Annotated in this window: 10 protein-coding genes; 8 read left to right on the forward strand and 2 right to left on the reverse strand. The window is 31.0% G+C overall.

The genetic code is table 11. The features are described 5' to 3' along the window. Positions 1 to 499 precede the first annotated feature (499 nt). Entirely contained in the window at positions 500 to 3,322 is a 2,823-nt protein-coding gene (locus BXU11_RS13985; protein ID WP_078212985.1) for an ATP-binding protein, read from the forward strand. 603 nt (positions 3,323 to 3,925) lie between these two features. Here BXU11_RS13985 and BXU11_RS13990 read toward each other — a convergent pair. Next, complete coding sequence (locus BXU11_RS13990) at positions 3,926 to 4,228, reverse strand: hypothetical protein (RefSeq protein ID WP_078212986.1); 303 nt, start codon at positions 4,226 to 4,228, stop codon at positions 3,926 to 3,928. A gap of 95 nt (positions 4,229 to 4,323) precedes the next feature. Between BXU11_RS13990 and BXU11_RS13995 the strand changes: the two genes are divergently transcribed. Beyond that, the gene (locus BXU11_RS13995) at positions 4,324 to 4,716 is read left to right on the forward strand and encodes a hypothetical protein (protein ID WP_078212987.1); all 393 of its coding nucleotides are present in this window, start codon (positions 4,324 to 4,326) and stop codon (positions 4,714 to 4,716) included. Here the strand turns inward: BXU11_RS13995 and BXU11_RS14000 are convergent. Continuing rightward, the gene (locus BXU11_RS14000; RefSeq protein WP_078212331.1) at positions 4,713 to 5,606 is read right to left on the reverse strand and encodes an IS1595-like element ISFsu1 family transposase; all 894 of its coding nucleotides are present in this window, start codon (positions 5,604 to 5,606) and stop codon (positions 4,713 to 4,715) included. The genes BXU11_RS13995 and BXU11_RS14000 overlap by 4 nt on opposite strands. A gap of 29 nt (positions 5,607 to 5,635) precedes the next feature. Between BXU11_RS14000 and BXU11_RS14005 the strand changes: the two genes are divergently transcribed. From BXU11_RS14005 to BXU11_RS14035, 6 genes are all read left to right on the forward strand, one after another. Then, entirely contained in the window at positions 5,636 to 5,911 is a 276-nt protein-coding gene (locus BXU11_RS14005) for a hypothetical protein (protein ID WP_078212988.1), read from the forward strand. Between the two features lie 706 nt (positions 5,912 to 6,617). Further along, complete coding sequence (locus BXU11_RS14010) at positions 6,618 to 8,456, forward strand: P-loop NTPase fold protein (RefSeq protein WP_078212989.1); 1,839 nt, start codon at positions 6,618 to 6,620, stop codon at positions 8,454 to 8,456. 172 nt (positions 8,457 to 8,628) lie between these two features. Then, positions 8,629 to 9,252 (forward strand): hypothetical protein, encoded by a 624-nt coding sequence (locus BXU11_RS14015; protein ID WP_078212990.1) that lies wholly within the window; start codon positions 8,629 to 8,631, stop codon positions 9,250 to 9,252. 172 nt (positions 9,253 to 9,424) lie between these two features. Next, on the forward strand, positions 9,425 to 10,381 hold the full coding sequence (locus BXU11_RS14020) for a hypothetical protein (RefSeq protein ID WP_078212991.1): 957 nt from the start codon (positions 9,425 to 9,427) through the stop codon (positions 10,379 to 10,381). 1,326 nt (positions 10,382 to 11,707) lie between these two features. After that, on the forward strand, positions 11,708 to 12,223 hold the full coding sequence (locus tag BXU11_RS14025; RefSeq protein WP_078212992.1) for a hypothetical protein: 516 nt from the start codon (positions 11,708 to 11,710) through the stop codon (positions 12,221 to 12,223). A 2,797-nt stretch (positions 12,224 to 15,020) separates the two neighbouring features. Next, positions 15,021 to 16,829 (forward strand): hypothetical protein, encoded by a 1,809-nt coding sequence (locus tag BXU11_RS14035; protein ID WP_139363514.1) that lies wholly within the window; start codon positions 15,021 to 15,023, stop codon positions 16,827 to 16,829. Positions 16,830 to 17,079: the final 250 nt, after the last annotated feature.

Consider the following 17,079-nt stretch of genomic DNA (forward strand, 5'->3'; position numbering starts at 1 on the left):
AACGTTAGGGTGTATAGCTCCGTTGAAAAGACACAGCCGACATCAACCAGACGTTTTGCAACTGAAAAAATAGTAATGAACTAGCTAGCGTGCCGACGCAAATCAAGCTCAGAATCTGACATCGAAATGCGAAAGACAAGCAAATGTGAATCACTTTTCGGAAAACAGAAAGCGGAAAAATTTTTCGTTTTTATTTTGAGTTTTAATGGAAAAACATAATTCCGAAGACAAACAGAAAACTGAAAAGTTACCGAAATTGAAACATGGAAAAGTTGCCGACATTGGACTGGAAAATTGGAACGGATGAACTTTGGTGCTTTTCAAACGTGTCGCTACACACCCTAACACACGCTACAAGCGATTTGGGCAATTGGTTTAATGGGAAAATTGGTTTTGTATTTGGAAGTTTTGGCTTATCCGAAAATTAACGCTAATTTAGACCCAAACCGCGTGTAGCGCGGGAACGTTACCTGCTATTATAAAGACGATATATTAAAAAATGAAAGACACAGCCCTATACAAAAAATTACAGGAACTTGAGACAAAGGAATTTGGAGAAAAATCATTTCCGCTGTCAAATAACCTTTCAAATAACTTAATTCCAGTAGCAGAAATTCTTTCAAACAGAATTCCTTCATATATGGCAGAATATACTTTGCATGACATTAAACACTGCAAAGCCATCTTAGATAATATAAATAATATAATTCCATCAGACGTTCATTTAAATATTGTTGAATTGACTATTCTATTTCAAGCTGTTATTTTACATGATATTGGAATGGTTATTAATAAAACAAAAGCGATTCAAATAAAAGAAAGAGAAGGATTCAAAAATATATTGCTCGAATACGACAAAGGAGCAGATGAAGATGAAATTCTGACAGAGTATATTCGTAGAACTCATGTTCAAAGAAGTTTAGAATATATCAACAATTTCAAAAAGGATTTCTCTACATATAAAATTGATTTTGAATTTAAAGGCATCGACATTTCTGACTGGGTAAAAAACGTCATTGAAAGTCATAGTCTTCCCATCGAGAAGTTATATGACTCCGAAAAATACCCTACTGAAAAGTTGATTGAACACCATTCTGTAAATATTCAATACTTATCAATTTTACTAAGACTTGGTGATATTTTAGATTTTGATATCTATAGAACCCCTTATTTCTTATTTGTACATATAAATCCGGAAAATAAAATCAGTAGACAAGAATGGGCAAAACATCTTTCTATTGAAGGCAAAAGGTTTAGTGAAAATGAAATTCGATTTGATGCAAAATGCACAAATTCAAAAATTGAAAGAGGAGTTAGAGAATTTGTAAATTGGATAGAAATAGAAAGAAGAGAATCTATTGCACTTCTTGAAGCTAAAGGGCACTCGGAATATAAATTAAATTTAAAAAACAACGTATTAATAAATGTTAGAAACGATGGATCATATATTTATACCGACTTAAAACTAGATTTAGATTATAAAAAGGTTTTGAATATATTAATGGGAACAGAACTATACGATACCCCAGATATATTTATAAGAGAATTACTCCAAAATGCTTATGATGCCTGTAAATATAGACAAGAGCTATGTATAATTGATGGTGAAGCATATGAAGCTAAAATACATATAAAATATGACACCACAACAAATATTTTGGAAATTGAGGACAATGGAATCGGAATAGATACCACCACCTTTGAAAAATACGTGTTAAAAATTGGAAATAGTTTTTATAAAAGTAAGAGCTTCGAAAAGGAGCACCTAAAATTCACTCCAATAAGTAATTTTGGCATTGGAATACTTTCCTGTTTTATGGTTTCAGAAACAATAAATATCCAATCGCTTAAGTATAAAAAAGGATTGGAAAGTTGTATTCCAATAAATTACACACTCTTTCTTGAAGATAGATATATTGATGAAAAAAGAGGAACAAAAGGCTCATTCGGGACAAGAATAACACTTAAACTTCACGAGGCATACAATCTAAAACTGAAAACTAAAAATATTATCGACATAATAAATGAAAATACAGCACACCAAATAATTCCTATTTCAGTTAATATTGATAATAATGAAACTATATTAAGCAAATCAAGCATTGAAGTTCCAGAAGAGTATAAGGCAATTAATGATATTTTGGTTATTGAATTATCAAGTGTCAGTTGGTTAGAAGGTTTTATTGTTATTCATAAGGGTCAACATCAACAAATAATTGCTCAAAATAAAATATCGCAGCAGGGCTTTACCATTACGTCAAAGTCTAATAACAATATTAAGTTGAATATAGGCTGGCTCCAGTTTTGTAGATTTTTTATAAACATACTTCCTGAGAATAAATTAAATTTAAGAGCTTCTAGAAACAGTGTTAAAGAAGATGAAAAACTATTGAATTTGAGAAATACAATTATTGAAACAATAGTTGATTATTTTCAAAAACCTGCAAACACAGCAATTTTACCAATGTTTTTGGATTCGGCAAGAGGAAACGTATTGAGCGGGAATAAAAAGGAATATGAATTTCTGACTGAAAGTATAGATTTTAATCTAATTGATTGCAACACACTAAAACAAGAAAAACTCAATTTTAATAAAATTATCACTCCATCAATAAATAAAGAAATAAGTTTTGCTTTAATATCTCCAATGCTCTTGCAGAAATATTTTTCTAATCCGTCATTTATTAGTGAAATTAAAAAGTACAAGAAAATTATTATTGCAGATAATTTTATCCATTATTTCATCCAGTTTTCGAAACCAATAACAATCGTAAACGAGGTAGTTATTTCAAACATACCTGGTTTAGTTTATAATAAAATAACACTAAAACCTACGAAAATTCTTGAGATTACAGATTATAATCTTGAATATAGTTGGCATAGGTCTTATGATATCAATAGTCAAGGCTCATACGAAAATATTTTCTGTGTAATTGCAAATAATCAATATAACAGCATAGATATTCAGATAAATGAAAAGCATATTTTGGGTGCTTTGCTAAAAAGAACAGATGATCTAACATACACTAAACGTTTCAAAGGTTCATTGAAAACTAATTTAGCACTTGCCTCAATAAACAATACAAAACTTACGAACTACATTGCTCATAATGGAGAATCACACTTCATGGTTAATAATTATTTTGCATATTCACTAAATAGTATTGATTTTATTCAAAGAACTTTTCTTGACGAATTAAATAAATCCCTAAAAAATGATTTGTTAATTCCTTTATCAAATTTAGGCCATATCTCTGAGGCTGAAGTTGACAATTACTTATTAACTATAAATGATTTTCCAACTTGGTGGACACAAAAATAACAGCAGGTAACAGCGGTTTGGCAAAAGGCGGGGTTTCGTACTCCGCAGACACTTTTGTGGTTAAGTCAAATGCACTGCTCCGCACGAGCATTTGTGGTAAAATGCCCGCCTTTCGCCAAGCCGCAAAACGTTAGGGTGTATAGCTCCGTTGAAAAGACACAGCCGACATCAACCAGACGTTTTGCAACTGAAAAATAGTAATGAACTAGCTAGCGTGCCGACGCAAATCAAGCTCAGAATCTGACATCGAAATGCGAAAGAAAAGCAAATGTGAATCACTTTGTGGAAAACAGAAAGCGGAAAAATTTTTCGTTTTTATTTTGAGTTTTAATGGAAAAACATAATTCCGACGACAAACACAAAACAGAAAAGCTACCGAAATTGAAACGTGGAAAAGTTGCCGACATTGGACTGGAAAATTGGAACGGATGAACTTTGGTGCTTTTCAAACGTGTCGCTACACACCCTAACACACGCTACAAGCGATTTGGGCATTTTGGCTTAATGGGAAAATTAGTTTGTATTTGGAAGTTTTGGCTAATCAGAAAAATAACGCTAATTTAGTCCCAAACCGCTTGTAGCGCGAGAACGTTAGCAAACAGTTTAAATTCCCTCACGTAAAAAGAACTCTATCATTTTATCTTCATCTTCTTCCTCTGAAAAACATTTCTGTTTGTATAATTCTAAAGCCGAAAAACAATCATCGTCATCGCATTTCATCATCGGTTCATTATCTAAATAACTATCAGAATAGGAAAGATCGTGTAAATAAAAATCATCATCTGTAAAGCCATCTTTTAGTAATTCTTGTTTGGCAAATAAGCAATTTTCTAATGTGTGAGAAAACCGATTTGCTAACATCGGTTTTGACGCATTGCTTTGTTTAGTGGAATTATCGTTTTTCATTTTCGTTTAGTTTAAAATATTAATATTCGTTTTCATAAGTCGCAACGACGACAAAGCCGAGAACCGTTGTAGGTAATTTTGAACCCGCAGAAACTATGAAACTGAATTATAAAAATTACGAAATAGAGGTTTTTGATGAGCCGAATTACACGCTAAATTCAGTTAATAATTTAAGAACTTACAATAAAGTATATTTTACAGGAAAAGATTACGAAGATAGATTTCAGCCGACAAGCAAACATGGAATTATCATTAAAGAATTAAGTACAGAAATTTCAAGTGCAATAATTTGTGAAATTGGTGGTGGAACTGGCATATTTGAAAATTCCTTTATAATCGAGGATGACAAAATATGGATTCGAGTTTGCAATAAAATCTACTGTTTAGAATTACCAAATTTAGAGTTACTATGGAGCAAAGAATTAGATTACGCAACTGTTTTTGTGTTTCATAAAATTGAAAATGATTTTATAGAGGTCAATATTTAATTACATATAATTTGCTTATGTGTAATATTGTCAGACTTGACCATTCTTTTGATTAAGTTATTGAATATTGTGTCTTTGTTTTGTGAACGATTTATTCTATAACAGAACTCATTGAAATAGCGTTCAATATTTCCCTCACTAACCCATGAATATGTTGTCCTTATCCAAGTTTTAATTTGATGTATCATCGTGTGTAAAGCTTTGAAGTTTTTACCTGATTCGCTCGGGATTTGTGTGATATTATAATCCTTTGCAATCGGTCTATACCCTTTCCAATTGTCAGTGGTTATTTTTGCTTCTTTACCGATGTGATTCTCGAATATCTTTCTGAGTGATTTTGCCGAAAAATCGTTTATTTTTAAAGCATAAAATCGTTTCACTTTCCCCTCAGGGGTTAATTCTACTGCACAAACGGACTTTTTCTTTTTACTATCGTAACTTCTTCCTTGTTTAGATTCTTCATATCCTCCAACCACAAATTCATCTACATGAACAATCCCATCAATGGGATTATTACCACTGGATTTCATAGCTTCTCTTACTTTATGCATAAATAATCGGGCCGTACTTTCCTGAACACCATAGCGCACACTCATCTGCATTGCCGAAAGACTTTTTGTGGTGGTTCCCATTTCAAAACAAATGAAAAATGCTTTTCGTAAACCAAATTTTACTTTGTGAAATAAGGTATTTGCAGTACTGGATTCTGTATCACTACATATGTTACATGTTCTTGAAAAATCCTTACGGATTTGACTCTTTTTATGACCGCATTTTCGACAAGTATACCCATTTTCCCATTTCAAAACAGACAAATATTCTTTGCAATTCTCATCTGTTTTGAAGCGTTCAGCAAACTCTATGAGGTTTTGTCCTTTAAAAATATCCATAAAAAAGCTTTTTTGTTGACTTCAAAGATATGAAACTAAATATTGACCTGTATGATTTTATTACTCACGGCGAAATGGAAATTACAAGATTCACAAAAAACGGAGAAATCGTATGGAGTTTTGGAGGAAGAGATATTTGGGTAAACACAAAAGGCAAAACCGAATTGAGCATAGAAAATGATAAAATAAGATTATTTGATTTTGAGTCGAATGAATATATTCTAAGTTTCAATGGAGAATTACTTGAAGAAAATCCGAATATTATTCGAAAAGAAACTAAAAAATGGTGGAAAATATTTGAATAAAAACTACCTACAACAGGCGTTTGGCAAGATTGCGAATTTTGTAGTAAATTCACGTTTATTTCTCGCAAGAAATTTTATCTTTGATAGAAAATAATCGGTTCCGAACTTCGCAACCTCGCCAAGCGCCGGAACGTTGGAGGTAATTGGACCGTGCCACTTAGACTACGACGTTTTTTCACAATGAATTTTCGGGATATTTTTTTGGGATGTTTAGAAGAATAAAGCATTTAGGCTTCAAGTCTTTCGATTGGGAATCGTAGAAAGTTCACTTTCAATACGTTTGACAACGTAAAAGACTTGGCTAAGTTATCGAAAATAAATGACAAAGTCAATACTATATTTATTTTTGCTAACTTAAACATCACCAAAAAAATAGAGCCCTAAAACCCCTATTATTGACTTCGCCTAGCAGGCTTGCTAAGCGCAATAAATAATTGGTTTCATTGAATAGCATTGTGTTGAAAAAAAAAGAGAGGAGTAGTCTATCCAACTCCGTTACTTAATTAAGCGATGGTTGTGCATAATTAAGTAACTACCCCCAACAGCGGCTATGCAAAATGCCTTCCGCTTTTTTAGATAAAAATAGTACAAATTAAAAAATTTGGCTATTTTAGCTATCATTAGTGAAGCGGCGAAAGAAGGCACTTCGCATAGCCGCAAACGTTAGCCGTTATTTTCGCTCACCACACTAAAAAGAGAATTCATAATGAATACTGAAAACATAAAATCGATATTTAATGATTATTTAAAAACCGAAAATACAAATTACGCTTTAATGCTAAATGGTAATTGGGGAAGCGGAAAATCATTTTTTTGGAAAAATACACTTAAAGAAATAGTAAAACAAAACGAGTATAAAGAAATCTATATTTCATTAAATGGGATAAGTAAAATTGAAACATTAGAACATATGTTATTTATTAAACTAATTCCTTTCATAGGAAGTAAAGAAAGTAGTTTATTGAAAAACACAACAACTCTAGTTACAAACGTTATTAATAAAGCTAGTTCATATTTTCTTAAAAGTAGTATAAGTGATATTTTCAAAGGCGTGAGTGTTGATGCTTTTAATTTTACAAAATACATAATTTGCTTTGATGATTTAGAAAGAAGTCAGATTCCTGTAAAAGAGGTTTTAGGATTTATCAATAATTATGTAGAACATAAAAATTTAAAAACTATAATACTTACTGATGAAAAAGAGATTGACAAATCTCAAAAAGATAAAAGCTATAATAACATTAAAGAAAAATTAATTGGTAGAATAATAAATTTCAAGCTCGATATAAAAGAAACATTACCCAAGTTATTAATAAAATACAAAACTTCAAATCCTGACTTTTATGATTTTTTAGTAAAACATGAAAAGTATACAACTGATATTTTGGTAGAATACGAACAACAAAACTTGAGAACTGTTAGTTTTTATTTAGAAATTTTAGCAAAAATTCATCCAATAATTTTAAACCAAAATGAAAAATTTATAAAAGAAATAATTCTCTTTTCTATTATAGTTACAATAGAATTCAAAAGCGGAAAAATTACTTCTAAAGAATTTGAAAACTTTGAAGAATTTGCAGGCTATAATAAGTGGTCAATTTTGTCAAGAACTTTGCTTAAAAAAAATGGACCAGATGGAGAACAAACAAAATCAAAAAAAGAAATATTTAACGAAACCTATTTAGATAAAAGACAAGAGGAATATGCTTTTTACCCTTCAATTTATTCTTTTATTCTTTCAGGATATTTGAATGAAGAAGGTTTAAAAACACAATTAACAAATAAAAACAATGCTGAATTTGGCAAACCAGAATCAATTGCATTCAATACTTTGCTTAATTACAAATTTAGAATGCTTTCTGACAATGATTTTGAGAAATTATGTGTCGAAGTAAAATCTTATGCCGAAAAAGGAGATTACTCTTTATATGACTATTCACAAATTGCAAATTTTTATTATTACTTTGAAGAAAATAAATTAATAACGCTTTCTAAAAAAGAAATTAAAGAATTTATTATTAAAGGTTTAACTGAATGTTCAAAGAGAAAAGAAATAAGCCAAAGCGTTTTTGACAATCTATTCCATTTCAAAGCAGACAATGATCAAGTTGCTGAAATCAGGGAATTAATAAAAGAATTTCATAATAAAATTAAAAAAGAACAAGACGCTAAAAAAAGCAATGAACTTATCAAATATATTGAAAACAATGATGAAAAGTTAATAGATGAGATATTCCAAAAATTCAATCTATCAACTGACTTGTTCAAATATATAGTTGCAGATACATTATTCTCAAAAATAGTAAATGCAGAGAACCAAACAATTGAAACCATTACTGAACTACTTGGTTCTCGTTATACTTCTACAAACATTGGAGAATATTTATATAACGATAAAGCATTATTAAAAGACTTGGAAACTTTACTGAATAAACACTTAAACGAAAATACTCTAATGAGACCATTAAAAAAGTTTACAATTAAAAATTTAATAACAGAATTGAATAAAGTTTGTGAACATATTGAAAAAACAAAAAAGAAATAAAAAAAACAACGGCTAACAGCCGTTTCTCGCAATTGCGAATTTTGTGGTAAGTTCACGTATACGTTTCGCAAGAATTTTTATCTTTAACAGAAAATAATTCGTTCCGAACTTCGCAACTGACGAGAAGCGGCGGAACGTTGTAGGCTATTTTGGAAAAAAACCGTATAATTAAATGAAACTGAAGTATAAGAACTACGAAATTGAGGTATTTGACGAGCCAAACTACACTCTAAATTCAGTCGATAATTTAAGATTCTATGACAAAGTTTATTTTGAAGGTGAACATCAAGAAGACAGATTTTATCCGAACAGCAAGCACGCAATTATTGTTAAAGAATTTGAAACCGAAATTTCAAGTGCTATAATTTGTGAAGTTGGCGGAGGAACTGGAATATTTGAAAATTCTTTTATCATTGAGGATGACAAAATTTGGATTCGAGTTTGTAATAAAATTTACTGTTTAGAAATACCGACTTTGGAATTACAATGGAGAAGAGAATTTGATTTTGCTACGGTTTTTGAATTTTATAAAATTGAAAATGATTTCATTACTCGTGGCGAATTAGAAATTAAAAGAATCACAAGAAATGGAGAAATAGTTTGGAGTTTTGGAGGAAGAGATATTTGGGTAAATATTGAAGGTAAAACTGAACTAAAAATAGAAAATGATATAATCAGATTATTTGATTTTGAATCGAATGAATATTTGATAAATTTCGACGGCAAATTAATCGAGGATAATCCTAAAATAATATCAAAAGAACCCAGAAAAAAATGGTGGAATATATTTAACTAAATAAATAAAAACAGCCTACAACACACGCTACAAGCAATTTGGGTATTAGGCTTAATTTGAAATTGGTTTTGTGTCAGTAAGATTTGGCAAATCCGAAAAATGGGCTTAATTTAGTCCCAAACTGCTTTTAGCGCGGGAACGTTGGCAGTAATTTTACCATAAAAACAGAAATATGAAGTATATTATAACATTAATATCAATCTTTACATTTTTTAATTCATCTTCTCAAACTCAAGAAGAAATTTATCAGTTTAAATATGAGATGTCAAAAGAATTTAAAAAACAACCTAATTATAAAATTATATATAAAGAATACAACCCCGATGACATTTATATTAAAACAAAATCTGAAAAAGAAATTTTACAAAATTCAGCTGATGCATTCGCTGAAAAGGCCAATATAACAATTGAGAAAAAAGATAATAATCAAGTTGACATAATATTAAATTCTCAATTTCCTCCTTATTTAAAAGAAGAATTATTCGACCTCGTAAAATTAAATAGCGTAAAGAGCAATTTATTCAATTCAAAAATGGATAAAGTTGAATTGTCAAAATCTTATTTTAATAATCTCGGCGGTAAATTTAAGAATGATTCTAATACGGAACTTGAATATCGGACTATTCAAAATCAAACTATTACACGTAAAAACAAAGAAACAAATTTAAAAGGAAGTTTGTTTTATGAAATAGCCTTTTTGACAGATTACTCAATTTTGAAATTAGATAAAAGTAAAATTGGTTCAATAATTGAGTTAAATAATCTGAAATATGAACTTGTAGAAATTCGTATGAATAAAGTTGTATTAAAAAAGCTTTATGATACAAATTATGAAAATAACATCAAATTATTAATTTTTGACAAAAAAAACAAACTAATTGTATTTGATGAAAATTCAAAAAATTCATTAATTTCAACAGAGGAATGTGAAAAAAATTATTTTGAATTTATATCACAAAATGAAAACTATACATTAGAAGAGTTCAAAAAACAGAATAAGTTTGAAAATGTTATATCTGAAAAAGGTTTGTATTTAGTTTTAGCGGGGGTTTCTAACATTGAAAATGTTTTTATACTATATGAACCAATTTATGGTGTTAAAAAAGAATTTGAAGTTAAAATGAAATAAAAAACTACTGCCAACACACGCTACAACGGATTTGGGCAATTGGCATAGTGGAAAGTTGGTTTTGTATTTGGGATGATTTGGCAAATCCGAAAATAGGGCTTAATTTAGTCCCAAACCCGCTGTAGCGCGAGAACGTTATAGCACATAGCTCCGTTGAAAAGACACAGCCGACATCAACCAGACGTTTTGCAACTGAAATAATAACAATGAACTAGCTAGCGAGCCGACGCAAAGCAAGGCCAGAATCTGAAAGCGAAATACCGAAGAAAAGCAAATGTGAATCACTTTGCGGAAAACAGAAAGCGGAAAATTTTTTCGTTTTTTTTTTTTGAGTTTTAATGGAAAACATAATTCTGACGACAAACAGAAAACTGAAAAGTGACCGAAATTGAAACGTGGAAAAGTTGCCGACATTGGACTGGAAAACTGGAACGGATGAACTTTGGTGCTTTTCAGACGTGTCGCTACATGCTATAACACACGTTACACGCGATTTGGGCATTTGTCTTTATCCGAAAATTGGTCTTGTATTTGGAAGATTTGGCTAATCAGAAAAATAACGCTAATTTAGTCCCAAACCGCGTGTAGCGCGAGAACGTTATAGGGCAGTTGAGCCGAAATTACGCAGGCAAATCCAATTTGAAAATAAACAGTTATTTCCGCCGCACGTTTACAAAGCAGAAGCGTGAAAATTGGAAGAGCCAGCAAACGTTAAAAATAGGATTCTAACGACAAGCAGACGAAAATCTGAAGTGTGAAAACGGAAGTATGAAAACGGAAGTGTGAAAATTGGACTTTGCCAACAGAAGCGTGAAAAGCTGAAGTGTGAAAAACGAAACTTACCAAACAAAACTTGAAAAGCAGGCTCTAAAGAAAGTGAACAGACGAAGCAAACCTGAAATTGATTCACGCCTACTCTAACGTGAAAAATGAAAAAGTGTGAAAGCTGGAATTGACCAACAGAAGCGTGAAAAATTTGCGGTTTAATAGTAATTTCGACTAAACAACCGCCCTATAACACACGCTACAAGCAAGCTGGGCAATTGGTTTAATTTGAAAATAGTTTGTACTTGATACATTTGTTTTTAACCGAAAGATTACGCATCTTTAATCCCAGCCTGCGTGTAGCGCGGGAACGTTGTGGGAGAGTTTCACAGCCAATTCGTGACGAATTGACGCTTTCGTTTTCAATCAAAAAATAAAAGTAGAAACTTGAAAAACATATCGCACGAACGCAGGTTATCTCTAAAAGACTTTTTCGCATATCCGAGTGATTGAATAAAACTTGAAACGTCTTCTCTTGAAATTGAATCAATTTTTTTTAAAATGAAAATAGTAATTAAATTATATTACCTGATTTTAATCACAAATATTGCTGTATTACCAATTATTTTTTTATTTACTGCATATAAGCAATATTGCTACATAACGGGCAATTATACAGAAAAAATGATGAGGGTAGAAAAATGTATTAGTGGATCTAATTCAAAAAGAATTTCGACTTCTATAGAAGGCAAAATAAAACATCAAAAAGTATCATTTGGATTATACGACAATCATTCTTATGATTTTATGTCTTATTTGAATAAGGACAAAGAAGAAATAGCGTTGAATTACGATGATTTAAAACCATTAGAATTAGATGTAAGAGTTGTTCAATTTGGCACTTCAGACAATGTGTTATTTATAAAAAAAGAAGAAACAAGAGAAGAGGCTACAAAAAGGAATTTAACCCCTTGGATTGTGATTGAGATATTTTCGTTTGGAGCATTATTAATATTATATATTCTAAAAAAAAAATTAAGCTATTGCGAAATATCGGAACTAAAAATTGGAAGTTAAAATGCTAAAAAAAAACAAATCGAACTAACTAAAAAACCCTCCCACAACAGCTACTACAACGGATTTGGGCAATTGGCTTAATGGGAAAATGGTTTTGTACTTGGATGTTTAGTGATAACCGAAAAATAAATCTTAATTTAGAACCCAAACTACTTGTAGCGCGGGAACGTTGGAGGTAATTGGACCGTGCCACTTAGACTACGACGTTTTTTCACAATGAATTTTCGGGATATTTTTTTGGGATGTTTAGAAGAATAAAGCATTTAGGCTTCAAGTCTTTCGATTGGGAATCGTAGAAAGTTCACTTTCAATACGTTTGACAACGTAAAAGACTTGGCTAAGTTATCGAAAATAAATGACAAAGTCAATACTATATTTATTTTTGCTAACTTAAACATCACCAAAAAAATAGAGCCCTAAAACCCCTATTATTGACTTCGCCTAGCAGGCTTGCTAAGCGCAATAAATAATTGGTTTCATTGAATAGCATTGTGTTGAAAAAAAAAGAGAGGAGAAGTCTATCCAACTCCGTTACTTAATTAAGCGATGGTTGTGCATAATTAAGTAACTACCCCCAACAGCGGCTATGCAAAATGCCTTCCGCTTTTTTAGATAAAAATAGTACAAATTAAAAAATTTGGCTATTTTAGCTATCATTAGTGAAGCGGCGAAAGAAGGCACTTCGCATAGCCGCAAACGTTATAGGGCAGTTGAGCAGAAATTACGCAGGCAAATCCAATTTAAAAATAAACAGTTGTTTCCGCCGAATATTTACAAATTGGAAGCGTGAAAATTGGAAGTGCCAGCAAACGTTGAAAATAGGATTCTAACGACAAGCAGACGAAAAACGAAAGTATGAAAACATAAGTGTAAAAATTGGACTTTGCCAACAGAAGCGTGAAAAACTGAAGTGTGAAAAATGAAACTTACCAAGCGAAACTTGAAAAGCAGAGTCTAACGAAAGTGAACAGGTGAAGCAAATATAAAATTGGGACTCGCCTACTCTAACGTAACAAATGAAAAAGTGTGAAAGCTGGAATTGGCCAACAGAAGCGTGAACAATTTGCGGTTTAATAGTAATTTCGACTAAACAACCGCCCTATAACACACGCTACAAGCAAGCTGGGCAATTGGTTTAATTTGAAAATAGTTTGTACTTGATACATTTGTTTTTAACCGAATGATTACGCATCTTTAATCCCAGCCTGCGTGTAGCGCGGGAACGTTAAGCGGGAGTTGAAAGCCGAAATTACGCAGAAGAAATCCATTAGAAAACAAGCATTTGTTTCCGCAAGAAATTGACAAAGCTGAAGCGTGAAAATTGGAAGCGCCAAAAGAAGCTGGAAAGTTGAAACCTGAAAAGCAGAAGTGTGAAAATTGGAGTGGAAAAACAGAAACTCGGAAAACAGAAGCGTGAAAATTGGAAACGTGAAAATTGGAAACGTGAAAATTGGAATCTGACAATAGAAACTTGGAAAAAAGAAGCGTGAAAATTGGAACCAAATAACAGAAAACTAAAAGCAAATGTGGAAGTTGAAAATAGCAAACCGAAATACAGAAGCGTGAAAAATTTGCGGTTAAATTGTAATTCCGACTAAACAACCCCCGCTTAACACACGCTACAAGCAAGCTGGGCAATTGGCTTAATTTGAAAATAGTTTGTATTTGATACATTTGTTTTTAACCGAAAGATTACGCATCTTTAATCCCAGCCTGCGTGTAGCGCGGGAACGTTAGGGCGTATAGCTCCGTTGAAAAGACACAGCCGACATCAACCAGACGTTTTGCAACTGAAAAATAGTAATGAACTAGCTAGCGTGCCGACGCAAATCAAGCTCAGAATCTGACATCGAAATGCGAAAGAAAAGCAAATGTGAATCACTTTGCGGAAAACAGAAAGCGGAAAAATTTTTCGTTTTTATTTTGAGTTTTAATGGAAAAACATATTCCGAAGACAAACAGAAAACTGAAAAGTTACCGAAATTGAAACGTGGAAAAGTTGCCGACATTGGACTAGAAAATTGGAACGGATGAACTTTGGTGCTTTTCAAACGTGTCGCTACACACCCTAACACACGTTACACGCGATTTGGGCATTTGGCTTTATCTAAAAATTGGTTTTGTATTTGGAAGTTTTGGCTTATCCGAAAAATAACGCTAATTTAGTCCCAAACCGCGTGTAGCGCGGGAACGTTGGAGGTAATTGGACCGTGCCACTTAGACTACGACGTTTTTTCACAATGAATTTTCGGGATATTTTTTTGGGATGTTTAGAAGAATAAAGCATTTAGGCTTCAAGTCTTTCGATTGGGAATCGTAGAAAGTTCACTTTCAATACGTTTGACAACGTAAAAGACTTGGCTAAGTTATCGAAAATAAATGACAAAGTCAATACTATATTTATTTTTGCTAACTTAAACATCACCAAAAAAATAGAGCCCTAAAACCCCTATTATTGACTTCGCCTAGCAGGCTTGCTAAGCGCAATAAATAATTGGTTTCATTGAATAGCATTGTGTTGAAAAAAAAAGAGAGGAGTAGTCTATCCAACTCCGTTACTTAATTAAGCGATGGTTGTGCATAATTAAGTAACTACCCCCAACAGCGGCTATGCAAAATGCCTTCCGCTTTTTTAGATAAAAATAGTACAAATTAAAAAATTTGGCTATTTTAGCTATCATTAGTGAAGCGGCGAAAGAAGGCACTTCGCATAGCCGCAAACGTTAGCAGAAATTTATCCACAAGAAGACGAATTCAATATTTAATGACAGAAAACAAACCAAACAAACTAAAAAAAATGAAAGATAGATGGTCTTTTGTTAAATATTATTTCATCAGAAACTACTATAAAATTAGAGACATAAATTTTAAAAATATTATATATATAGATAAAAAAACTACTCTTATTTTTCTAATAATTGTGGTATTAAATATTTTATTAAACATCAATGAAGTTCAATTTACGATACAATTTCCCTCGCTTGAAAATTGTATTTCAACAGTGGAAATTTTGATGCGAACAATTGTTGTTCTTTTAAGTATAATTTTTTCATTTTCTCTTTTATCATTCCAAATATTCAATAAATATTTTGGTCGTTTTGCTTTTTATGATTTCTTTAAAAAATCACATTTAAAAGTAATGTTTACGTTATTTATTTTAAATGTATCATTTTTAATTTACACTTTCAATTATCTAAAAACCTGCTTAGTTGATAATTATTTTAGAACCTATGGTAAACTAATTTTCATTGAATCACTTTTATTCTCTTTTCTTCTTGTAATCAGTATTTTCCCAGTAATGATTAATTTGCTATCAAGTTCTCAAAGCAGAATTAATTTAAAAAGACTTTTTAATTCAATTACTGATGAAAACATTTTAGCTTCACAATCGTTTTATAGTGAAGAAATAGATGAAGATGATTATGAAACTAATTCTTTCAAAATTATTACAGAGATATCTTTAGTCGCAATTAAAGATTTTGACCAATCAAGTTTCGAAATAATTATTAGAAGCATTTACATAAAATTTTTAGAAATATCTAAAAGTGAAAAATCTATCGAAATAAAGAGAAGCCTCTATTTTAAATTCAGAGATATTTTTAATGATCTATTTGCCTACGCTTTAAAAGAGAAAAATAGCTTTGCAATGAATAAAATTTTGCAAGCAAGATTTGGAATTGAAAAAGAAGTTATTACAACCAATTTAATAATTGACTATCAGGATAAATATAATGGTTGGGACTTTAATTTTGATTTTGAAGATTTCTACAATAAATCATTTCAAAGTAATGAAGAAATTATCTGCGTTGAAATTGTTGATTTATACAGAGATTTTTTTAGCGAAATTATTAGAGTAAAATTTCCTGACACTTTTAAATATGATTTTGAGAAACCCTATGAAAATTCAATCGAAACAAGTATAGTTGCGACAAATTATAGTTTAATAGAGAAGTTTGTTAAAAGTTCTGGTACTTCAAAAAAGACCTTAATTTTAAAAAAATTATCTAATCTATTTGCCACTTTGGATTTAATTATACTAGAAAGTAAGAATCATAATGATACCAAAAACTACTTATTGCAAGTAAATAACATCCACAAAGAAAAATTTTTAAAAGTGCTAATCGAAGAAGCACAAATAAAAAATATAGAATTTTCTCATTATCCATATGGAATTGTAAATACAAGTGAAATTAAGGAATTAAATTCTTCCATAATTCTAAAGAGCCAGTTAAAATCAATTGATTACTTTTTTCAAAAGAATGTATTAAATAATTTAATTATAAATGACCTCAAAGCTTCAGCTTTTCATTTAATTGCCTTATATGAGACTTACGAAGTTAAAAGCAAAGAATTATTAAAGTTAATTATTAAAAAATTCGATTACATACGAAGTTTAGTAAAGGAAAATGATTCTATAGAAAGAAAAGACGTTTATATTAAGCTAGACAAATATCTTAGTTATATAGAAAATGGATTAAATCAAAAAATTAATGATACTGAATTATCGGAGATATTAAATGATGTGAAGTCAAAATTTGAATACTTAGAAAAATTTAAAAAAGAAATAAAAGAAGAAGGGTATATCCAAGATAACAACCTATTTTAAACTTCTGCTAACACACGCTACAAGCAATTTGGGGATTTGGCTTAATTTGAAATTGGTTTTGTATTTGGTAGATTTGGCAAATCCGAATAATGGGCTTAATTTAGTCCCAAACTGCTTTTAGCGCGGGAACGTTGGGGGCAATAACTAGGCATTGAAATTGTGCAAGAAACTTGGATAGGACGACGGTATTTAGAGGAAATGTTTTTCAACGCCGACAAAAGTTAGATGGAATAATTAAAGTTGGATGTCT

Source organism: Flavobacterium sp. LM5 (assembly GCF_002017945.1).
In the GTDB taxonomy this organism is placed as follows: Bacteria; Bacteroidota; Bacteroidia; order Flavobacteriales; family Flavobacteriaceae; genus Flavobacterium; species Flavobacterium succinicans.